Raw genomic sequence first — 21,304 nt, forward strand, 5'->3', positions numbered from 1 at the left:
GCTGTTTCCTCGGCCGAATGGTCACTCCTGTCTCAACGCTTGATGGAGTTCGCCGCGGCGCTCCGCTGAGCATCGAGAGGCCCGGCCGGGGCGGCGGACAGGGTCGCGAGGTCCCATCCGGCGCGGCGGCAGCGCAGTCCCGCCGCGGTGGCCTCGGCGGCGATGGTCCGCATATCCACGGCCAACCACTGCTGGGTGCTGACCGACTCACGGACGGTCTGTCCGTCCCGCAGTACCCGGCACGTCGTCGTCAACTCGATCCGCCCTTGGCCGTCGACCGGATGTGAGGAGAGCCAGATCTCGTGGGATCGCACACCGAATCTCGCGACGCCGACCCGAATCGGCCGGACCGCCCGGGTCGCGGGAAAGGGCGCGGCATCCACCACCGCGCAGCAGTCGGCGGCGAGGCGGTCTGCGAGCAAACGCCACAGCCGTCGCCGCTCGTCCGGCGTGAAGTACCCGAGCACGCCGCACGCGACCACGCCGCCGAGCCGGTCGGGCAGGGTCGTGTCCGCGAGAGTCGTCGCTTCGATGGTCACCCGCCGCGCGAGCGCCGGATTCGTCAGGACCCGGCTGGCCAGCGCGGCGCGCATGGCCGGCGAGGGTTCGATCGCGACGATCGGGACGTCGGTGAGCGCGGCGCCGACGATCTCGACGACGAGCCCGGTGCCCGCCCCGATATCCACGATCGGCGAGTTCGTCTGTGTCGCAGCGGCCAATGCCGCTGTCAACGCGCTGGTTCGCGGCTTCCAATAGGGCTGTGCGGCGATATCGTAGAACTCGGCTGCGGTGCCGTAGCCGTCGGGCATGGCGGCTCACCGCCCGCCGACGGTTGCCGAACCTACCCGCAGGCGGTGTTCGAGGATTTGTTGCATATTGCGCAGCTCCAGTACGTCGCAGGCGTGGAAGAGCGGCCAGAACGACCCGGGCCAGACGCGGCCACGCCGGGGTGACAGGTGCGGATACGGATTCCTGGCGTAGTACGGATGGCGCCAGATCGTCCACGACACCAGCGCTCCGCTGCGGTTCTGCACCCGGCGAGCGGACAGGACCCGGCCGCAGAACACCATCCACAGATCGTCGCCCTGATCGAACGCCGACTCGTAGTCGACGGTCCCGACCTCGGCATTGCCGTGGATGCGCAGGTGGATCTTGGTGGCCGGGTCCGTCGCGTCCTCGCCGACGTACCGGCCGTCCGTGCCCTCGGGCCGGAAACCGCGCATGCTGTAGGTGAACTCCTCGACGCTGCGGATATCGAGCAGATAGTCGTAGAGCACCTCGGGCGGACAGTCGACGTGCTGATGCACGGTGTACACGTCGTCCTCGGCGCGACCGCGCAACTGTTTCGTCAGCGCGAGCAACTGCGCGGTGGCGTCGGTGCGCGGGACGGTCTCGCACCGGAAGAGCCCGGGGATATCGTCCAGCTGCGTCGTTGTCATGGGTTGCTCCCTCGGCTCGGTGCGGTTCAGATCGGGATGTTGTGCCAGCGGTCGAGTTCACGGCAGATCACCGGCGTCGGGAAGTAGCGCAGTCCCAGGTCGCGGCAGTGCCGGGCGATCGGCGATCGGAGCATCATGAACTCGCCGAACACCCTGGCCCGCTGTTGTTCGGCATCGACCCGTGGCATGCGACGCCGGGCGAATCGGGTGAGGGCGATGTCGATGTGCGCGGTGTCGACGCGCACCAGTTCGTCATCGAGCACCGCCGCCGACTCCATCGCGAGCGACGCGCCGATCCCCGTGGTCGGCACCAGTCCGGCGGCGGCGTCGCCGAGCAACACGATTCGGCCCCTGATCCACTGGGGGACAGTGACTTCCACCAGGTCAAGCCAGTCGACCCGGTCGGCGTCGGGCAGGGTGCGCAGAATCCAGCCTTCGTCGGTGCGGCGCGGGTCGCTCGGTGGCCACTGCCCGGTGCCCGCCGAGGGGCTCGCGCTGTCGAACGAGCCGGCGACCGCCGCGAAGCAGGCGACCCGATCCTGGGTCGGGTACGCGGACATGATCCGCCGCAGCCCCCACATTTCGTGCAGCTCGCCCGGCGGAGTGACACCGCGCTGCGCCCACCACCACCAGAGCCGCCAGCCGAACCGGCGTTCGGCGGTGTCGAGCTCGGCTTGCTCCCTGGTGCGCGAGCGGAGCCCGTCCGCGCCGACGACCAGGTCGAAGTCGCGTTCTCTGCCGTCGTCGAACCTGACCCGTACGGTGGACCCGATCTGACGCATCCGCTGCACCTCGGTCTCCAGATCGACCGGGGTGCCGCCGTTCGCCGACTCCAGAATGGCCAGCAGCTCCGCGCGCAAGGTCACGCGCGGCAACCCGTTGCGCGCGGCGAGGCGGTCCAGATCGAAGGTGCGCAGGACCTCGCCGTGGCCGTCGTGCACGACATACCGCCACAGCGGCACGCTGGTGTCGATGAAGGAGTGCCACAGGCCGAGTCCGTGCAGCACCCGGCTGCCGGTCGGCCACAGCGTGATCGCCGTTGCGGCGCGGCCGTAGCCGCTGATGGTGTCGATCACGGTGGGGCGCAGCCCGCGTTGGCGCAGCCGGGCCGCGAGGGTGAGCCCGGCGATCCCGCCGCCGACGATCAGGATTCGCACCGGGTGGCTCCCCGCGGCACCGAAAGCAGTGCTGCGGCAGCACGTTCGCCGGAGCGGCAGCAGGCCTCCAGTGAGGTGCCGAGTAGATAGTCACCCGCCAGTGCGATACGGGGGAGTGCGGCGGCTGCCGCGGTGAGTGTGTCGAGGAAGTCGCTGTAGTGCGGTAGGTAGCCACAGTAGGCCTGCGGCCAATGGCGTACGGCTGCGGCTGTTCGCTGCTGTCGCACGGTACCCAGGTGGGTGCGCAGCTGTTGTTCGGCGTCGGTGACGAGGTCGAGGACCGTTGCTTCGGTGGGATCGGTCGATCGGCCGTATCTGCCCGAGAAGGTGTACCGGACAATGTTTCTCGTCTCTTTGCCGTAACTCCCGGCGTTGCTGCACGGCTGGCCGTCCAGTGCGATGGCGCGGACATCGGCGGCGAAGACGTTGTGCACGTATCGCACCACCGCGACGGTGGCCGGGTAGTACCGCACCGAGCGCAGTAGGTCGGCGAGCGCCGCCGACAGCGGGTCGAGTAGCGGCGCTGCGGCGTAGGCGGGCGTGCCGACGACGACGGCGTCGTACCGCGCCTGCCCCGGCCGACCGGCCGCGTCGACGAGGTCGAGCACAACGCCGTCATCGGCCTGCGTGATGCGGGTAACCGTTGTGCGATACTGGATTTCGACGAACTCGGTGATACGGGTGAGCAAGGTGGACAGCCCGACCGTCGGCTGCTCGAACTTGTCGAGCAGCATCCCCATATTGGTGGGAAAGGTGCCGTAATAAGCCTCGTCCGGCTCCGCGCCGTTCATCCGGACCGTGATCGGCCGCAGGAAGTGGGCGGTGGTGCGCTTGCCGAAATGCGCGGACAGCGGCCGATCGTCGTGCCGGCCGAGCTTCCTGGTCAGCTCGGAGCCGAGGAACCGGGCCGAGTCCGCGGAGCGCACCTTGCGGGCCAGGCTGTCGAGGGTGCTCAGATCTCGCCAATCGCACATCCGCAGAATGCCGTGCAGCGTCTCGGCCCGGTGGTCGCTGTCCAGGCTGACGAGTCGGCCGGCGACGAGCCGAGACGTATTGATGCCGAAGGGCTCGTAACCGGTGCCGCCGAGCGAGTCGAGCATGGCCCGGAATCGGGAGTAGCCGCGCCCGATGTTCTTGCCGCCGAGCAGCACCTCGCCGCCGTCCAGCTCGGCGAAGCCGAGTCGGCCACCGATCCGATCCGCGCGTTCCAGTATCTCGACGGTGCGGCCCGCGCGGTGCAACGCAAGGGCGGCGGCGATACCGGACACCCCGGCCCCGACCACCGCGACTCGTTCCGGTGTCCTCACCCGGCGCCCCCGTCAGCCCGAATCGGATTGGTCGAGCACCTCGAAGGTGATGTCGCCGAGCTGCGCTCCCGCCTGTTCGAACGTGACGCGCACCCGATGCCGCCGACTCGGGCCTCGGTCCCCTGAGCCGACGATCGTGGCACGGCAACCGGTGCTCAGATCCGGCTCACAGAAATTGCCGAAGTCGACCTCGCAGCCGACGATCAGGCACCGGCGCGGGTCGGTGCCCCGGTGCTCGGACAGCGTCGCCATACTCGCCTGTCTGGCCGCCTCGAGCAGCAACATGCCGGGAACGTGATCCATCGGATGGTCGAAGAACACCGGATGGGTCTGGTCGACGACGAGCAGGAACGCCATGGCGTCGGCCTCGGTCGCGATGCCGTTGGCCAGCAAGACATTTCGGGGCCGTCCTCGGCCGACGCGCTCCGGTGCGAGCATCGCTGAGGGGTCGACCCGGCGCGCCGGTTCCGGGCCGCGGGCCAGGGTCTGCCGCCGCGCCCGCTCACGAATGTATTCGTAATAGTGCAGCGGCAACGGCAGCCACCGCCCACCGGCCCGCCCGCACTCGTGGCCGTCGACGATGATGCTCACCGGATGCTGCGCGAGTCGCTCGGAGGTGCGCGCATTGACGATGGTCAGCACGCGTGCGGGCGCGGGTCCGGCGCGTAACCGCTCCGGCGCGAAGACGTCGATCCGCATGTCGCGGAAGACCAGGAACTGGTTGTCCGGCACATGGACGAATCGGTGCGCCACATACTCGGTCACCTGCCGGGTGATCTCCATGATCGCGATCGTGTCCAGATACTCGGGGTTGCCGCCGTCGTTGAACAGCATGTGACTGCGGGGAAGCATGGCCGCGACGGCCCATTCGCGTTTGCCGATGACCGCACCGTCGGTGAGGAACACCTCGTTCACAGCCGCGCGATGCACCAACGCGCGTGGCACCGTCTGCTCGAAGCTCAACGCCGCCAAGGCGGCCCGGGTGCCGTCCGGCGCGCGGCCGGTGGTCACTGCTGTTTCGTTCACGGTTTCCTCTCGTCGAGGCGCTGTCCGTGCCGCGGCCGGTGTCGCACACCGGGCTTCGCGTTTCGAGCTACCGCGAGCGTATCGACGTGACCAGCCCGGATCATCGTGCGTTCGATGAAGCGAGCTCAACGTCTGACCGATTACCGGTGCCGCCGTGGTCGATACGCTCGTGCTGTGCTCGATACCCGGTCCGCAGGCTGTGCGGTCGTCTTTCCCGGCCAGGGCGCGCAGCGGCCCGCCATGGGCGAACGGTGGCGCGACACCGCGCAGTGGCGGATCGTCGCTGACGTCTCCGAATGGACCGGCTACGACATCGCCGAGCTCGTCTTGCGAACGGGCGAACAGCATTTGCGGAGCACGGATGCGGCGCAGTTGTCGATCTTCACGATGTCGTTGATGGCGATGGACTATCTGGTCGAGCACCGCATGATCGGCCCGGTGCGCGCGTGTGCCGGGCACAGTCTCGGTGAGTACACGGCGTTGGTGGCGGCGGGGGCAATCTCGGCGCGCGCCGGTGCGCGGTTGGTCGCAGCCCGTGGCGCGGCGATGCGGACGGCCACCGGGCAGCAGCCGGGGACGATGGCGGCGATTCTCGGCGCGAGCGGTGCGATCGTCGAACAGTTCGCCGCCGCGGCACGTGCCGAGGGCATGCGGGTTTGGGTCGCCAACGTGAACGGCCCGCGGCAGGTGGTGGTGTCCGGCACGGTCGATGGGGTCGAGGCGGTGGCGCGGGCGGCGCGGGAGTCCCGGCTGAAGGTGGTGCGGATCGCCGTCGACGGCGCATTTCACACCCCGCTCATGGCGGCTGCGGCACCGCGACTGCGTGCGGCCTTGGCCGACATCGAGTTCCGTGCGACCGACACGGCGGTGGTCGCCAATGTGGATGCCGGACTGTATACCGCCGCGCGGTGGCGCGACCTGGCCGAGCGGCAGCTCACCGCGCCGGTGCGCTGGACCGAGGTCATCCGGACCCTCACCCGACTAGGGTGTGCGCGGCTGGTGGAGGTCGGGCCGAGCAGAGTGCTCGCGAAATCCATCGGCCGGGGTGAGTCGGCGCCGACCGTACGGTACTTCGGTTATCCGGGAGAGCTCGGGCCCTGAGCTCACGGCCGCGGATTCCAGCGCGTTATCTCCGAGATCACCAGGTTCTCCGGCATCGCGCGCAGCAGGGCGTTGCGCACCGCTGTGCCGAATCCGCTGCGGCGCAGCATCACCGGGATGAGCCACCGCGACCGGTTCTGCACCGCGTCGACCCGGGTACGGCGTCGTTGCACATAGTGCCGCAATGCGTCAGGTGCCTGCGCCGCATCCGCCTTCGAGAGTTCCTCGGCGAGTACCAGCGCCGACTCCATCGCCATCGATGCCCCGACTCCCGCTGTCGGCAGAAAGGCGGCGGCCGCGTCGCCGAGCAACACCACCCGGCCGAACTGCCAGTGCGGCATCCGCAGATCGTCGAGGTCGAAAGAACCGACCTCGTCGATGTCGGCGAGTGCGTCGATCATCCAATTCATCGGGCCCGCAACGCCGTCGAGGCGATGGCGGAGCTGCTTCGGGGTCGCCGGGGCGCCCGCGGCGGGTAGCGCTGCCGCGCAGCCGACCGGCCCGGTGGTGGGGTTGTAGCCGAAATATCGGGCCTTGCCCCAGAACTCGTGTGACTCGTCGGGGGCGACACCGGCGCCCGATGTCCACCAGGTCCACAGTCGCAACCCGGTGCGGTGCATGGGCACCTCGCCCGCCACGAGTCCGCGCACGCCCGAGTCGATGCCGTCGGCCCCGACCACCACGTCGTATTCGTCGGTCGCACCGTCATCGAGGGTCACCACGACGCAGCGGTCGTCCTGCTCGACGGCGGCCACGGTGCGTGCCATGTGCACCTCGGTGCCCCCGGCGTAGGAGCCGAGCAACTCGATCAGCTCGGACCGTTTGAGCGCGCGCGGGACACCGGCACCGAGGCGGCCACGGAAGTCGAACGTTCGCAGTGCGCGGCCGCCGTCGACGTGCGTCGAGTACGTGTTGATCGGCACGGTGCGCTCATCGAACGCTCGACCCAATGCGAGATGGTCCAAGACCAGTCGGCCCATCGGCCACAGCGTGATCACATACCCGACGTCGCCGTACCGGGCGACCCGTTCCACGACCGTCGGTTCGATGCCGTTGCGCCGCAACGCCGCCGCCAGGGTGAGGCCTGCGATACCGCCGCCGACGATCAGCACCCGCGGCGCGCCCACGGTGACTTCCCGGGCGAACCGTCGCTGCTCCTACCGGAATCCGCTCTGTTCACTGACGAAACCTTCCGCAGGCACTGAACGCGAGTCTATTTCCGTCGACGCGAGCCGATCATCGGCCGAACGTTGATACTGCGCGATGCGGGTGCGGTTCGTTGAGTACGGCTCAGCTATCGATGCGTGTCAGTGGTCCCGCGTGTGCGTGGTGGGCAACAACAACTTGTTCAGCAGGTAGGCCGCGGCTGCGATCAGCAGCGCGGCGTCCAGGTAGTGGCAGGCCATCGCACCCAGATAGGTCGGTCCGCCCCAAGCGTTGACGGTGAAGTTCGGGTCGAGGCCGGCGAGGATCTGCACACCGATCCGGAACGGGCAGTAGACCAGCACGACCAGCGCCGGGACGGCGAGCACGGTGCGCAGCAGGGCGCTCGGGTGACGCGGGATCGCACGCAGGGTGTGCGCGAGCCGTCGCGCCGCGGTGGTGCCGAGGGGAGCGGGCAACAGCAGGATCGCGGACTCGGCGCCGCGCCGGCGCAGGATGACGGTGCAGACGACGGCGGCCAGCACGAGCAGTACGAGGTGCGGCAACCACGCCGACGTGCCCTCGACGGGTGTCGCGAGCTGTGGGGAACGGTTGAGGTAGATCGTGCCGCCGAACACGATGCCTGCCGCCAGGGAGGTGCCTGCGATCGCGACCAGTGGACGCGAGAACTGCGTTCGGAGGTCGCCGGTGTGGGCGGCGCGCTCGGTGTCGTGTGTGTTCATGCCCCAACCCTGCCCCGCTGACCTGCGTCTTGTCGTCAGCCGCCGGCCGTGAACTCGCTACCCACCGTGGATGGACGCCGTGCGCCCGCTGCGACTTGCGGATGACCCGAACCGGCGACCTCGGAGCGATGTTTCCGCAGCGTCCGCCGGATACCGTCAGCGCTATGGCGATTACTTCCCTGCCGCACCCGGACACGCGACCGGCGCCGTGGCACCAGCGACTCACCGCGCGCCTGCACCGCAGCGATCCCGGGCCCGACGGGGTCGACCTCGGCATCGCGGTCGTTTGCTTCGCCGCGTTCACGGTGCCCGTACTGGTCGGCGCGACCACTGGGCACGGGTCGCCGCCGGCCATTGCGGCGCTCGGTGCCGCGGTGGTCGCGCCACTGATCGTCCGTCGCCGGTGGCCGCTGGCGGTGCTCGTCGCGGTGACGGTCGTGCTGTGTCTGGCCGCGGTGCTGGGTGTGCGATTCACACCGTGGGTGAGCAATGCCGGTCCCGCGTTCGGTGTCGCGGTGCTCACGCTGGCCGATCGGTGGTCGCGGCGCGAGTCGTTGCTCGCCACCGTTGCGGCACTCGTCGCGATCTATATCACCGCGATGGTCGCCGCGCCGCTGCACCCCGATCAGGATCAGAACTTCGTCGAGCTGTTCATCGCGATCCCTGCCTGGCTGGCCGGCGACATGCTGCGGACCCGCCGCGACTATCGAAACAGCCTTGCGGCGCAACAGCTTCGGCAGGCCGAGGAGGCGGAGCGGCGGATTCGGGCGGAGGAGCGGTTACGCGTGTCGCGCGATGTGCACGACCTGATCTCGCACACCTTGAGCATGGTCGCCGTCCGCTCCGGGGTGGCGCGCCTGCTGATCGACGAGCAACCCGGCGAGGCGCGGGAGGCGCTGAGCACCATCGAGACGGCCAGTCGCTCGGCGCTGCGGGAGCTGCGGAGCGTGCTGGCGCAGATCCGAGAGCCGGGACCGCGGGACGAGCCGGGGGAACCCGGGCTCGCCGAGATCACGACGCTCGTCGAAGGGCTGCGCCACAACGGCCTGACCGTGGAGTACGACGTCGTCGGCGCGCCCGTGCGTTATCCAGCCTTGTTGGAGACAACCGTCTACCGCATCGTGCAGGAGGCCCTGACCAACGTCGTCAAACACGCGCAGACCGATCGCGCACGGATCGAGATCCGGCATGCGCCGCGCGAGCTGACCGTGTCCATCGCCGATGATGGACAGGTGACACACTCAGCCGGGCAGCCCGCAATCAGCGAAGGCAGTGGTCTCGGGCTGGTCGGGATGCGGGAGCGGGTCTCGCTGTTCGGCGGCCGCCTCGACGCCGGGCCGCGACCCGAGGGCGGGTTCGCCGTCATCGCGCGCTTCCCCCTCGATACGGACGACCATGTCTGACGACGAATCCGGCATCCGGGTGCTGATCGCCGACGACGAAGCCCTGGTCCGGGCGGGGTTCCGGGTGCTGGTCGACTCCGCCGCGGATCTCACCGTCGTCGGCGAGGCGAGCAACGGCGGCGAGGCGGTGCGGCTCACCCGCCTGCTGCGACCGGACGTCGTCCTGATGGACATCCGAATGCCGATCATGGATGGCCTCGAGGCGATGCGACATATCGCCGCGGGGGACACCCAGGGTCCACACGTGTTGATCGTCACCACCTTCGATCAGGACGAGCACGTCTTCCAGGCGCTGCGCAGCGGCGCGAGCGGCTTCCTCCTCAAAGACTCACCGCCCGAAGAACTTCTGCACGCGATCCGGGTGGTCGCCAAGGGTGACGCCTTGCTGACGCCGAGTGTGACCCGCCGGATGATCAGCACGTTCGCCCGCCAACCCGTAGCACCGGCTGCGCCGCCGGAGGCCGTGACCGCGCTGACCGACCGCGAACGCCAGGTTTTCGAACACGTCGCGGCGGGGCTTTCCAACGCCGAAATCGCGAGCACCCTCCATCTCAGCGTCGCCACCGTCAAAACGCATGTCGGGCGCCTGCTCACCAAGCTGGCCGTGCGCGATCGTGCCCAACTGGTCGTGCTCGCCTACGAGACCGGAATCGTGGTGCCGGGCAACCGCTGACCGGGGGATGCCCACCGTTCGCTGTTGTGTCCGCACGCGGACGCGGGTAGTTTTGCAGGAGGTTCAGACACGAGCCGATGGTGGCGCACCCCTCGATCGGCTCGCGGCAACGCGGCCGAGCCCGGCACGGGCTACCGCCGAATCACGCTGAACGGCAGGTCCGTTCGGCGCTGACCCGGAGCGTTGCGCATGACGAATCAGCTAAGCCCTCGCCAGCCTCGAATGTCTCGACGGCTGCTTTCGCATCCCCACCCACCGGCGAGCATCAGCGCATACTCGCAGGGACAGCTCCGAATCCGTGCCAACACCACACCGCGGGGCATCCAGGTGCTCACCATCGCCGGCGAGCTCGACCTGGCCACCGCCCCGCTGCTGGAACTGGCTCTGCAGGACAGCCGACACGCGCCTGCCGTGGTCGCGGACATGAGCACAGTCGGTTTCCTCGGCTTCGCCGGTGTCGACGTGCTCATCCGCGCGGCCCAACGTGCCGAAAGCCGCCTACGCCGGTTCGCCGTCGTGGCATCCACCCGCTCCACCCAACGCGCCCTGAGTCTGACCGACGCGTACGTCCGTGTACCTTGTTATCCCCGTTTGGATCTCGCGATGCGCGCCGTCGCGGAGTAGCGACACGGCGGCCACCACCTGCTTGCGGCGTCGGCACCATTGCGAGCGAGTGGTGGCCGCACGGTGTGTCCGGTGCGGCCACTCCGCGGCGGGTGTGTTGCGATGGTCGGCATGACCTCGGGTGCAGTGGAATCGTCATCGGCGGATGGTGCGCGGGAGTGCGACGGGTTGGCCACGGAATGGTCGCGGGGGATGGGGCTGCGGGTGCCGTTGGTGAACGCGCCGATGGGGGGAGTGGCGGGCGGGCGATTCGCGGCGGCGGTGACGGCGGCAGGCGGGTTGGGGATGATCGGCATGGGCAGCGCCGGGTCGGCGCAAGCGCTGCAGCGCGAGCTGCGCGAGCTGGGCGACGTGCGCGGTTCGTTCGGGATCGGAGTGGTCGATTGGGTCGTCGCTGCGGAACCGGAGTTGCTCGAGTCCGCCGTGGCGGCCGCGCCCGCCTTGATCTCGGTGAGTTTCGGTCAGGACCTGTCCTGGGTGCAGCGGGTACGAGAAGCCGGAATCCGTACGGCCACACAGGTATACACCGTGGACGACGCGCGCCGGGCCGAGGACGCCGGCATCGACGTCGTGGTGGCGCGTGGCGCCGAGGGCGGTGGTCACGGAGCGCCGGAGCTGGCGACCCTGCCGCTGCTGGACGCGGTGGTCGGCGCGGTATCGGTGCCGGTCCTGGCCGCGGGCGGTATCGGCTCGCCTGCGAGTCTCGCGGGCGTGCTCGCCGCCGGGGCCGACGGAGCGTGGGTGGGTACTTGTCTGGCCGCGTGTTCGGAGTCGTTGCTGGCCGATGGCGCGCGCCGGGCGATGATCGCCGCCGACGGCACCGACACGATGCTGACGCGGGTCTTCGACGTCGGCATGCAATGGCCTTGGCCGACAAGGTTTCCCGCCCGCGTGCTGCGCAACGAGTTCGCGAACCGGTGGACCGGCCGGGAAGAGCGCCTGTCCGACGACGAACAAGCCAAGCAGGCCCTCGCCGCCGCGATGGCCGCGGACGACCCACGGATCGCTCCGGTCGATGCCGGGCAGGCCGTGGGGATGGTCGCCCGGGTCGAACCGGTAGGCGCGGCGATCGAGCATCTCTGCGCCGGTGCCGCACGATTGCTCGAAGGACGCACGCGGCGGCGGTGATCGGTCGCGCGAGTTAGTGTCCTCGATACCGGCTCTCGACGTGTTAACAAATGTAAATCGCCGGAGAACCCACGGTTTCCGAATGATCACCGTACCGGCGGCAAAACACCCATACCGTGCGGTATTTCCGCTGGATTCCGGATTTTCACGCAGGTCGGGCTGTTACGGGAAGTAGCGCGCGCCCGGCCGCCGATGACCACGACATTGCCGCCGCCTCACAGCGCACAATGCGTCGCGGCGGGGTGTGAGGAAACTGTTTGGACGCACGTCCCCGCGTCCTTACAGTCGGAGCACCAGCCCGATTTTCACAGCTCGAAGGGGGCGTCGTGGCACAATCACGGACCGACCGACCATCCGCCGACGCCGGCGACGCACTCCTGCGATTGGGCAAGTATTTTCACCGCGGCGAGATCTCGGCGGATCAGCGCACCCTGCACAAACCGGGTGGCCGCAGCGCCGACGAGTTCTATCGGGACCGCTGGTCACACGACAAAGTGGTGCGTTCTACGCACGGCGTGAACTGCACGGGATCGTGCTCCTGGAAGATTTACGTCAAAGACGGTGTGATCACCTGGGAATCCCAGCAAACCGACTATCCCTCGGTCGGCGCGGACAAACCCGAGTATGAGCCGAGAGGTTGCCCACGCGGCGCCTCGTTCTCCTGGTACACCTACTCGCCTGCCCGCGTGCGCTATCCGTACGTGCGCGGTGTGCTGCTGGAGATGTACCGCGAGGCCAAGTCCCGGCTCAAGGACCCGGTCCTCGCGTGGGGCGAGATCGTCGAGGACGCCGCGAAAGCCAAGCGGTACAAGTCCGCTCGCGGCAAGGGCGGCTTCGTGCGGGCCGAGTGGTGGGAAGCCGCCGAAATCGCGGCCGCGGCGCACGTCTACACGATCAAGCAGTACGGCCCGGACCGGGTGGCCGGCTTCTCGCCGATTCCGGCCATGTCGATGGTCAGTCACGCGGTCGGCGCGCGGTTCATCTCGCTGCTCGGCGGCTCGATGCTGTCGTTCTACGACTGGTATGCCGACCTTCCGGTGGCCTCACCGCAGGTGTTCGGCGATCAGACCGACGTCCCGGAGTCGGCGGACTGGTTCGACGCCGGCTACCTCATCATGTGGGGCTCGAATGTGCCGGTGACCAGAACGCCGGACGCGCACTACATGACCGAGGCGCGGTACCGCGGGCAGAAGGTCGTGGTGGTCTCGCCCGACTACGCCGACAACACCAAGTTCGCCGACGAATGGGTGGCGGCGCGGCCGGGAACCGATGCGGCCCTAGCCATGTCGATGGGGCACGTGATGCTCAAGGAGTTCTTCGTCGACAAGACGACCGCCCGCTTCACCGACTACGTCAAGCGCTACACCGATCTGCCGTTCCTGATCACCCTCGACGAGCGCGACGGCGCGCACGTGCCCGGGAAGTTCCTCACCGCAGCAGATTTGGCGGCGGCCGGTGCGGTTGCGCAGGGGGCAACCGAGCCGCGCAGCCCCGGGGCGGAGGGCGACGAGTTCCGCACGGTGCTGCTGGACGCGGCCGGGAATCCGGTGGTGCCCAACGGGTCCCTGGGCGACCGGTTCGGCGCCTCGGGCACGGGACGGTGGAATCTCGACCTGGCGGACATCGATCCGCTGCTGACGCTGCACGGCCGTACCGACGATGCTGCGGCCGTGCGGTTTCCCCGCTTCGACACCGATGTGCCCGGTGTGCTCACCCGCGGCGTGCCGACGACGGTTGTTGCGGGCAAACGGGTTACCACGGTGTTCGACCTGTTGCTTGCGCAATACGGCGTCGGGCGCGACGGCCTGCCGGGCAACTGGCCGACCGGCTACGACGATGCGTCCGAGCCGTACACCCCGGCCTGGCAGGAGGCCATCACCGGCGTTCCCGCCGCGCAGGCGACACGGATCGCGCGCGAATTCGCGGACAACGCGGACCGTTCCGGCGGCCGCTCGATGATCCTGATGGGGGCGGGCACCAACCACTGGTTCCACTCCGACCAGATCTATCGCGCGTTCTTCACGCTGACCCTGCTCACCGGCTGTCAGGGCGTCAACGGCGGCGGCTGGGCGCACTACGTCGGCCAGGAGAAGTGCCGTCCGGTGACCGGCTGGTCCACCCTGGCCTTCGCCGCGGACTGGCAGCGCCCGCCGCGGCAGATGCAGGGCACGGTCTTCTGGTATCTCACCAACGACCAGTGGCGCTATGACCCGTTCACCGCGGAGACCTTCGCCTCGCCGTTGCACGAGGGCCGGTTCGCGGGCCGCACCGCCGCCGACAATATCGCGCTGGCCAGCAGGCTCGGCTGGATGCCGAGCTACCCGACCTTCGACCGCAATCCGCTGGACCTGGCCGACGAGGCCGAGCAGGCAGGCAAATCGGCCCCGGAGCACATCGTGGCCGAGCTGAAGTCCGGCGACCTGCGCTTCGCCTGCGAGGACCCGGACGCGCCGGAGAACTTCCCGCGGTGTCTGACGGTGTGGCGGGCCAATCTGCTCGGCTCCTCCGGCAAGGGCAACGAGTACTTTCACAAGCACCTGCTCGGCGCGGACTCCAATCTGCAAACCACCGACGTCACCGGTGTCCGCCCGCAAGAGCTGGTCTGGCGCGAACAGGCGCCGACCGGAAAACTGGATCTGCTGCTGTCGCTGGACTTCCGGATGACCAGCACCACGCTGTTCTCCGATATCGTGCTGCCCGCCGCGACCTGGTACGAGAAGCACGACCTGTCCTCCACCGACATGCACCCGTTCGTGCACGCCTTCTCCCCGGCGATCTCGCCGCCGTGGGAGGCCAAGACCGATTTCGACGCGTTCCACCGGATCGCGCGCGGCTTCTCCTGGATGGCGGAGAAGCATCTGGGTGTCCGCAAGGACATCGTCGCGGTGCCGCTGCAGCACGACTCGCCCGACGCCATGGCGCAGGCGGGCGGCCGCGTCCTGGACTGGAAAGCCGGTGAGTGCGAGCCGATTCCGGGCAAGACGATGCCGAAACTTGTCCTGGTGGAACGCGACTACCCGAAGATCGCCGAGAAGATGGCGGCCCTCGGCCCGCTGATCGACACCCTCGGCCTGACCACCAAGGGCGTCACCACCTACCCCGACGAGGAGGTGAAGTACCTCGCGGCGACCAACGGCACCGTGGTTTCCGGTGTGGCGCAGGGGCGTCCGTCGCTGGCCAAGGACACCCACGCCGCCGAGGCGATCCTCGCCCTGTCCGGCACCACCAACGGCAGGCTCGCGGTGCAGGGTTTCGAGGCGTTGGAGCGGCGCACCGGCACCGAACTGGCCGACCTGGCCGCCGAACACGAGGGCAAGCGAATCACCTTCGCCGACACCCAGGCTCGGCCCGTCCCGGTGATCACCTCGCCGGAATGGTCCGGCAGCGAGACCGGCGGGCGGCGGTACTCACCGTTCACCATCAATACCGAACGATTGAAGCCCTGGCACACCCTCACCGGACGCCAGCACTTCTACCTGGACCACGACTGGATGCTCGAACTCGGCGAGCAGCTGCCGATCTTCCGGCCGCCACTGGACATGACCGCGTTGTTCAGCGAACCCGATGTCGGCGCGGTGACCGAAAAGGGCGTGACGGTCCGGTATCTGACCCCGCACTCGAAGTGGTCGATCCACTCGGCGTACCAGGACAACCTGCACATGCTGACGTTGTCCCGTGGCGGCCAGTCGATCTGGATGTCGGAGCGGGACGCCGCGAAAATCGGTGTCGCCGACAACGATTGGATCGAGGCGGTGAACCGCAACGGTGTCGTCGTCGCGCGGGCGATCGTGTCGCACCGGATGCCGGAGGGCACCGTGTTCATGTATCACGCACAAGATCGAGCGGTGGACGTGCCGCGCATCGAGGATCGGCCGGAGGTCAACGACGCCCGCGGCAAACGCGGCGGCATCCACAACGCGCTGACCCGCATCATGATCAAACCCTCGCACCTCATCGGCGGCTACGCGCAGCAGTCCTTCGCGCTGAACTACCACGGCCCCACCGGAAACCAGCGCGACGAAGTAACGACTATTCGCCGCCGCTCGCAGGAAGTGGAGTACTGACATGCGCGTCATGGCCCAGCTCGCCATGGTGATGAACCTGGACAAATGCATCGGCTGTCACACCTGCAGCGTCACCTGCAAGCAGGCGTGGACCAACCGCGGCGGCACCGAGTACATGTGGTTCAACAGCGTGGAAACCCGTCCTGGACAAGGGTATCCGCGCCAATATCAGGACCAGGAGAAGTGGAAGGGCGGCTGGCAGCTCAACCGCCGCGGCAAGCTCACCCTGAAATCCGGCTCGCGGATGAAGCGGCTGCTCAACATCTTCGCCAACCCCGATCTGCCAACGGTGGCGGACTACTACGAGCCGTGGAGCTACGACTACGACAACCTGCTGTCGTCCCCGGCGATGGACACCACCCCGGTCGCACGCCCGAAATCGCTGATCACCGGCGAGGACACGAAGATCACCTGGGGTGCCAACTGGGACGACGACCTCGGCTCAGGCCCGGAACAGGTCGGTAAGGACCCGTTGCTGTCGCGGCTGTCCGATCAGGTGAAGCTGGAGTTCGAGCAGACCTTCATGTTCTACCTGCCGCGGATCTGCGAGCACTGCCTCAACCCGTCGTGTGCGGCCTCGTGCCCGTCCGGCGCGATCTACAAGCGCGCCGAGGACGGCATCGTGCTCGTCGACCAGGACAAGTGCCGCGGCTGGCGCCAGTGCGTCACCGGGTGCCCGTACAAGAAGATCTACTTCAACCACAAGACGGGCAAGGCGGAGAAGTGCACCTTCTGCTACCCGCGGGTGGAGGTGGGCATCCCCACGGTCTGCTCGGAGACCTGCGTCGGACGGCTGCGCTACATCGGTGTGATGCTCTACGACGCCGACAAGGTGCTGGAAGCGGCCTCGGTCACCGACGACAAGGATCTGTACCCGTCGCAGCTGGGCGTGTTCCTCAACCCGCACGACCCACGGGTGATCGCGGAGGCGGAGCGCGCCGGTATCTCGCCGGAATGGATTCAGGCGGCGCAGGATTCACCGATCTACAAGCTGATCGTCGACTACCAGATCGCCCTGCCGCTGCATCCGGAGTACCGCACTATGCCGATGGTCTGGTACGTGCCGCCGCTGTCGCCGGTGGTGGACGTGCTGTCGGAGACCGGCCACGATGGCGAGGACGCACGGAACCTGTTCGGCGCGATCGACGCGCTGCGGATCCCGGTGGAGTATCTGGCGGAGCTGTTCACGGCGGGTGACGTCGGCCCGGTGCGCGCCGCGTTGCAGCGGTTGGCGGGGATGCGCGCGTTCATGCGGTCGGTGAACCTCGGTGAAGAACCGGATCCGGCGATCGCCCCCTCGGTGCGGCTGGAGCCGGAGGAGATCGAAGCCATGTATCGCCTGCTCGCGATCGCGAAATACGAACACCGGTATGTGATTCCGTCGGGTGCCGGGTCGGAAGCGCATCAGCTCGATGCGTTGGCGACCGGGTGCAGCCTGGACAACGACGGTGGGCCGGGTATGACGGCATTCGACACCATGGTGGAAAAGTTCCATCTGACCGACACCAATGGTGCTGCGCCGGAAGAGAAGTCGAACCGGGTCAACCTGCTCAACTGGGATGGCAAGAGCACTAACGGCTTGTTGCCCTCGGCTGCCGACGGTAAGGCTCAGGGCAACGGTGTCGCCGCTAATGATGCCAAGGGGGCGGCCGTGAACGGCACAAACGGCTCGGCACCGGACGGTGTGGCAGTCAACGGAAGCAATGGTGTCGTACCCGGCGGCGTGCCGCCCGTAGTCACCACTACCGGGGCACCCCAATGAGCGCGGGCGTCCCGAATTCGAGCGAGGGTCCGTCATGTCGCTGCTGAAGGTGCGCCGCAGGCCCGAGCCCGCGGTGCCGATGGCCGAACGCGACCGGCGCGTGGTGTGGCGGATCGCCGCGCTGCTGCTCGACTACCCGAGCGAGCAACTCCTCGCGATGACCGACGATCTCGTCGCTGCCGCAACGCAATTGCCGCAGCCGGTGCGCGAGCATCTGCTCGAATTCCTCACCCACCTGCGCGCGAGCACGCCGTTGGACCTGGCGACACGCTACGTCGAGACCTTCGACATGCGCCGCCGCTCCAGCATGCACCTGACCTTCTACGCCTACGGCGACACCCGCAAACGGGGAATGGCGCTGCTGCGGTTCAAGCACGCCTACCGGCACGCGGGCGTCGAGCTCGGCGACGAGGAACTGCCCGATCACCTGCCGGTGCTGCTGGAGTTCGCCGCGACGGTCGACCCGATCGGCGGCGAACGGTTGCTCGGCGAGCACGTACCGGTCATCGAACTGCTCCGGCTCTCGTTGTCCGACAGCAGGTCTCCCTACGCTGCCGTGCTGGCGGCCGTGGTCGCCACGCTGCCCCCGCCGACGACGGCGGACCGGCGGCGCATCGCCGAGCTGGCCGCGCAGGGACCCCCGGAGGAAGAGGTGGGACTGGAGCCGTTCGCCATGGATCCCACCGTGTTCGCGCAAGGAGAAGGCCGCCGATGACCAGCACCCTGTGGTTGACCCTGCCGTACGTGGCGTTCACCTCGTTCGTCCTCGGCCATCTGTGGCGGTACCGGAACGACCAATTCGGTTGGACCACCCGGTCTTCCCAGGTCTACGAGAGCCGCCTGCTGCGCCTGGGCAGTCCGCTGTTCCACTTCGGCATGCTCGGAGTGATCGGCGGCCACGTGATGGGCGTCTTGATACCGGCGTCGTGGACCGCCGCGGTCGGCATCTCCGAGCATGCCTACCACCTGGTCGCGGTGTCGGCGGGTTCGGTGGCGGGCGCGGCGGTGCTGGCCGGCGTCGGCATCCTGCTCTATCGCCGCTTCACCGTGCCCGCGGTCCGCAAGGCCACCACCGCCAACGACAAGCTGATGTACGCGCTGCTGGCCGCCGCTCTGATCACCGGCCTGCTCAATACCTGGGGCAGCAACCTGCTGTGGGGCACCTACAACTACCGCGAAACCGTATCGCCTTGGTTCCGTAGTCTTTTCACGCTGAATCCGGAACCGGGCCTGATGGTCGGCACGCCGTGGACCTTCCAGGCGCACGGCTTGGTCGTGCTCACCCTGATCGGCATCTGGCCGTACACCCGCCTGGTCCACATGTTCAGCGCCCCCCTCGGCTACCTGACCCGCCCCTACATCGTCTACCGCCGCAAGGAATCCAACGCCCCCGACACCCGCCGCTACGCCCGCGCCTGGGACGCACCCGTCACCCCGGAACGCTGGCGCTGATTCGCGCGAAGGGCGGTCGCCCGCCGTGCCGCCCAGGGTGGCCGCCGATCGCGACTACGGAGTGTGCTTGGGTGAACCCGTGCGGAAACGGACCTGGCTCGGCATAGGCAGCGGTCTTGTCTCGGTGATTCTCTGGGGTGAGTGGGAGAACTGGCGCGCGTCGCGCAGGGTGGTCGGGTCCGTTGCCGGTGACTCGGAAGCTGTGGTTGTGCTCGGGTATCGCGACACCGGGGCGCGCGCCAACCTCATGAATCGGTGGCGGGTCCGGGCGGGGCTGCGATCCGTCGATCCGGCCCGCCGGACTCGGCTGGTGCTGTGTGGCGGGGCCTGCGCAGGCCCGCATACCGAGGCGGCGCTGATGGCTCGCTACGCTACCGAAGTCTGCGGGTATCGCGGAGAGCTCGTGCTGGAGGAGTCGAGCCGAAGCACCTGGGAGAACATCGCTTTCGCGATTCCGTTCCTCGAGGACGTCGACCGGATCAAGATCGTCTCGTTGCCGTTCCACGCCGAGAAGGCCAGACGCTATCTGCTGAAGCAGCGTCCGGACCTGGCCGACCGTCTGGTGCGCGGCGACGAGTATCGGTTCGGCGACCTGCTTCCCTTCACGCCGCTACTCGCTGTCTACGGGCGATTGAAGGACGCCCGCGACGTCCCGTGACGCACGGCTGAAACAACCAGTGCGCCAACGGGACGCGGTCAGCGCTGGCCGGCCCCGGAGAGTTCGAAGGCCTCGGCTTTCGGTTCCCGGGTCGCGCGCCAGTAGCTCGTTCCGGTGCCCGGCCAGGACTGCCGGTTGCGGCCGGTGTGATCGAGGAACCAGCTGTGGCAACCGCCGGACACCCACACGGACCTGTCGAGTTTGCCGTGCAGCCAGGTGTTGAACTCGCGCTGCACCTCGTCGCGCACCTCGAGCCGCGTCGAGCCCCGGTCCTCCATCATGCGCAGGCATTTCACGATGTAGCGCACCTGGGATTCGATCAGGAACAAGATGGACTGGGCGCCGCCACCGGAATTGGGGCCCATGATCAGGAAGAAGTTCGGGAAACCCGCCACCGTCATGCCGTAGTAGGCCTGCATACCGTCGCGCCAGGCCTCCTGAATGGTGAGCCCGTCCCGGCCGACGATGTGCTCGTCGGCGCAGCGGTTGCCGGTGGCGAAGCCGGTGCCGAGAATGACCACGTCGGCCTCGTGCAGTTCGCCGTCGGCGGTACGGATCCCGGCTTCGGTGAATTCCTCGATGCCCTCGGTCACCAGGCTGACGTCCGGGCGCTGCAATGCCGGATAGAAGTCACTGGAGAACAGGATGCGTTTGCAGCCGAAGGTGTAGGACGGGGTGAGCTTCGCGCGCAACTCCGGGTCGGGTACCTGCTTCTTCAGCTGGTGCAACGACATCCATTTGAGCAGTGTGTTCAGGCGGGGGTGGAAGTAGCCGGCCACCGGCGCCTCGTGCAACCAGAAGGCGGCATTGCGGTAGATCTTCATCGCACCGGGGAAGGCCTTGAACAGGCGCTGCTCCAGGCCGGTGACGGGGCGGTCCAGTTTCGGCAGCACCCAGTGCGGGGTGCGCTGGAAGACCTCGACATGCGCTGCGGTATCGGCGATCTGGGGCACCAACTGGACGCCGCTGGACCCGGTACCGATCACCGCTACCCGTTTGCCGGTGAGGTCGACCGAATGGTCCCACTGGGCGGAGTGGAACACCGGGCCGCGGAAGGTGTCGCGGCCCTTGAACTCCGGAATATTCGGGACGTGCAGTGCGCCGTGCGCGGCGACCACGGCGCGCGGCCGGTACTCGTCGCCGTCGGCGGTGCGCACCATCCAGCGGTCGCTCGTGGCGTCGAATTCGTAAGACACCACTTCGGATTGGAACCGGATATACGGTTCGAGCTCGTAATCCTTGACGACCCGCCGGATGTAATCGAGTATCTCCGGTTGCGGAGCGTACATGCGGGTCCAGTCGGTATTGGGCGCGAAGGAGTACGAATACATCATCGACATGATGTCGCAACCGCAACCGGGGTAAGTGTTTTCCCGCCACACGCCACCGACACCGTCGGCCTTCTCCAGGATGACGAAATTCCGCTCGCCCGCCTCCAACAGCTTGATCGCCATTCCCACACCGGCCAACCCGGCACCCACGATGAGAACGTTCGGCTGCTGGCTCACCTGATCGATCGACGCCATGGTTTCCCTTCAACTGCACCTAGACGGGAAGATTAGCGTTTCACGATCATCCAGGTACACCCCCCGAGTAGGTGGACTTTCCGGGGATGGCCGAACGC

General features: G+C 68.1%; 18 protein-coding genes. 10 read left to right on the forward strand and 8 right to left on the reverse strand.

The window, feature by feature from the left end; genetic code table 11:
- Positions 1-32 precede the first annotated feature (32 nt).
- Genes ACIHA7_RS09225 through ACIHA7_RS09245 form a run of 5 tightly spaced genes read right to left on the reverse strand, consistent with a single transcriptional unit; the run spans position 33 to position 4,929 of the window.
- Complete coding sequence (locus ACIHA7_RS09225) at positions 33-809, reverse strand: class I SAM-dependent methyltransferase (protein ID WP_397287356.1); 777 nt, start codon at positions 807-809, stop codon at positions 33-35.
- Positions 810-815: 6 nt separating this feature from the next.
- Positions 816-1,439 carry an SRPBCC family protein gene (locus ACIHA7_RS09230; protein ID WP_397287358.1) on the reverse strand — a complete coding sequence of 208 codons (624 nt, stop codon included), beginning with the start codon at positions 1,437-1,439 and terminating at the stop codon, positions 816-818.
- 26 nt (positions 1,440-1,465) lie between these two features.
- Complete coding sequence (locus ACIHA7_RS09235; RefSeq protein WP_397287360.1) at positions 1,466-2,596, reverse strand: FAD-dependent oxidoreductase; 1,131 nt, start codon at positions 2,594-2,596, stop codon at positions 1,466-1,468.
- On the reverse strand, positions 2,584-3,903 hold the full coding sequence (locus ACIHA7_RS09240) for a protoporphyrinogen/coproporphyrinogen oxidase (protein WP_397287362.1): 1,320 nt from the start codon (positions 3,901-3,903) through the stop codon (positions 2,584-2,586). The genes ACIHA7_RS09235 and ACIHA7_RS09240 overlap by 13 nt, the downstream gene beginning before the upstream one ends.
- A 12-nt stretch (positions 3,904-3,915) precedes the next feature.
- Positions 3,916-4,929 (reverse strand): AfsA-related hotdog domain-containing protein, encoded by a 1,014-nt coding sequence (locus ACIHA7_RS09245; RefSeq protein WP_397287364.1) that lies wholly within the window; start codon positions 4,927-4,929, stop codon positions 3,916-3,918.
- Positions 4,930-5,103: 174 nt separating this feature from the next.
- Between ACIHA7_RS09245 and ACIHA7_RS09250 the strand changes: the two genes are divergently transcribed.
- Positions 5,104-6,030 (forward strand): ACP S-malonyltransferase, encoded by a 927-nt coding sequence (locus tag ACIHA7_RS09250; protein WP_397287366.1) that lies wholly within the window; start codon positions 5,104-5,106, stop codon positions 6,028-6,030.
- Between the two features lie 2 nt (positions 6,031-6,032).
- On the opposite strand, the gene ACIHA7_RS09255 is transcribed toward ACIHA7_RS09250, so the two are convergent.
- Positions 6,033-7,157: an FAD-dependent oxidoreductase gene (locus ACIHA7_RS09255; RefSeq protein WP_397287368.1), complete on the reverse strand. Its 1,125-nt coding sequence runs from the start codon at positions 7,155-7,157 to the stop codon at positions 6,033-6,035.
- Positions 7,158-7,337: 180 nt separating this feature from the next.
- A complete protein-coding gene (locus ACIHA7_RS09260; protein WP_397287370.1) occupies positions 7,338-7,916 on the reverse strand; it encodes a hypothetical protein in 579 nt (192 codons plus the stop codon).
- Positions 7,917-8,080: 164 nt separating this feature from the next.
- Between ACIHA7_RS09260 and ACIHA7_RS09265 the strand changes: the two genes are divergently transcribed.
- From ACIHA7_RS09265 to ACIHA7_RS09305, 9 genes are all read left to right on the forward strand, one after another.
- Positions 8,081-9,319, forward strand: coding sequence for a sensor histidine kinase (locus ACIHA7_RS09265; RefSeq protein ID WP_397287372.1), 1,239 nt, complete (start codon positions 8,081-8,083; stop codon positions 9,317-9,319).
- Positions 9,312-9,992, forward strand: coding sequence for a response regulator (locus ACIHA7_RS09270; protein WP_397287374.1), 681 nt, complete (start codon positions 9,312-9,314; stop codon positions 9,990-9,992). The genes ACIHA7_RS09265 and ACIHA7_RS09270 overlap by 8 nt, the downstream gene beginning before the upstream one ends.
- A gap of 222 nt (positions 9,993-10,214) precedes the next feature.
- A complete protein-coding gene (locus ACIHA7_RS09275; RefSeq protein WP_397287376.1) occupies positions 10,215-10,616 on the forward strand; it encodes an STAS domain-containing protein in 402 nt (133 codons plus the stop codon).
- Between the two features lie 111 nt (positions 10,617-10,727).
- Positions 10,728-11,744, forward strand: a complete 1,017-nt coding sequence (locus ACIHA7_RS09280; protein ID WP_397287378.1) for an NAD(P)H-dependent flavin oxidoreductase — start codon at positions 10,728-10,730, stop codon at positions 11,742-11,744.
- A gap of 326 nt (positions 11,745-12,070) precedes the next feature.
- Positions 12,071-15,808, forward strand: a complete 3,738-nt coding sequence (locus ACIHA7_RS09285; protein WP_397287380.1) for a nitrate reductase subunit alpha — start codon at positions 12,071-12,073, stop codon at positions 15,806-15,808.
- 1 nt (position 15,809) lies between these two features.
- Complete coding sequence (gene narH, locus ACIHA7_RS09290) at positions 15,810-17,570, forward strand: nitrate reductase subunit beta (protein ID WP_397287382.1); 1,761 nt, start codon at positions 15,810-15,812, stop codon at positions 17,568-17,570.
- 34 nt (positions 17,571-17,604) lie between these two features.
- Complete coding sequence (gene narJ, locus ACIHA7_RS09295) at positions 17,605-18,285, forward strand: nitrate reductase molybdenum cofactor assembly chaperone (RefSeq protein WP_397287384.1); 681 nt, start codon at positions 17,605-17,607, stop codon at positions 18,283-18,285.
- Positions 18,282-19,022: a respiratory nitrate reductase subunit gamma gene (gene narI / locus ACIHA7_RS09300; RefSeq protein ID WP_397287386.1), complete on the forward strand. Its 741-nt coding sequence runs from the start codon at positions 18,282-18,284 to the stop codon at positions 19,020-19,022. The genes narJ and narI overlap by 4 nt, the downstream gene beginning before the upstream one ends.
- Before the next feature lie 79 nt (positions 19,023-19,101).
- On the forward strand, positions 19,102-19,680 hold the full coding sequence (locus ACIHA7_RS09305) for a YdcF family protein (protein WP_397287388.1): 579 nt from the start codon (positions 19,102-19,104) through the stop codon (positions 19,678-19,680).
- A gap of 38 nt (positions 19,681-19,718) precedes the next feature.
- On the opposite strand, the gene ACIHA7_RS09310 is transcribed toward ACIHA7_RS09305, so the two are convergent.
- On the reverse strand, positions 19,719-21,206 hold the full coding sequence (locus ACIHA7_RS09310) for a flavin-containing monooxygenase (RefSeq protein ID WP_397287390.1): 1,488 nt from the start codon (positions 21,204-21,206) through the stop codon (positions 19,719-19,721).
- Between the last annotated feature and the right edge of the window lie 98 nt (positions 21,207-21,304).

The organism is Nocardia sp. NPDC052316, from assembly GCF_044547795.1.
In the GTDB taxonomy this organism is placed as follows: Bacteria; Actinomycetota; Actinomycetes; order Mycobacteriales; family Mycobacteriaceae; genus Nocardia.

Excerpts from the sequence above, each read along its gene's own strand:
- ACIHA7_RS09225 (WP_397287356.1), bottom strand. The coding sequence starts at position 809 with ATGCCCGACGGCTACGGCACCGCAGCCGAGTTCTACGATATCGCCGCA.
- ACIHA7_RS09230 (WP_397287358.1), bottom strand. The coding sequence starts at position 1,439 with ATGACAACGACGCAGCTGGACGATATCCCCGGGCTCTTCCGGTGCGAG.
- ACIHA7_RS09260 (WP_397287370.1), bottom strand. The coding sequence starts at position 7,916 with ATGAACACACACGACACCGAGCGCGCCGCCCACACCGGCGACCTCCGA.
- ACIHA7_RS09265 (WP_397287372.1), top strand. The coding sequence starts at position 8,081 with ATGGCGATTACTTCCCTGCCGCACCCGGACACGCGACCGGCGCCGTGG.
- ACIHA7_RS09270 (WP_397287374.1), top strand. The coding sequence starts at position 9,312 with ATGTCTGACGACGAATCCGGCATCCGGGTGCTGATCGCCGACGACGAA.
- ACIHA7_RS09275 (WP_397287376.1), top strand. The coding sequence starts at position 10,215 with ATGTCTCGACGGCTGCTTTCGCATCCCCACCCACCGGCGAGCATCAGC.
- ACIHA7_RS09280 (WP_397287378.1), top strand. The coding sequence starts at position 10,728 with ATGACCTCGGGTGCAGTGGAATCGTCATCGGCGGATGGTGCGCGGGAG.
- narH (WP_397287382.1), top strand. The coding sequence starts at position 15,810 with ATGCGCGTCATGGCCCAGCTCGCCATGGTGATGAACCTGGACAAATGC.
- narJ (WP_397287384.1), top strand. The coding sequence starts at position 17,605 with ATGTCGCTGCTGAAGGTGCGCCGCAGGCCCGAGCCCGCGGTGCCGATG.
- narI (WP_397287386.1), top strand. The coding sequence starts at position 18,282 with ATGACCAGCACCCTGTGGTTGACCCTGCCGTACGTGGCGTTCACCTCG.
- ACIHA7_RS09310 (WP_397287390.1), bottom strand. The coding sequence starts at position 21,206 with ATGGCGTCGATCGATCAGGTGAGCCAGCAGCCGAACGTTCTCATCGTG.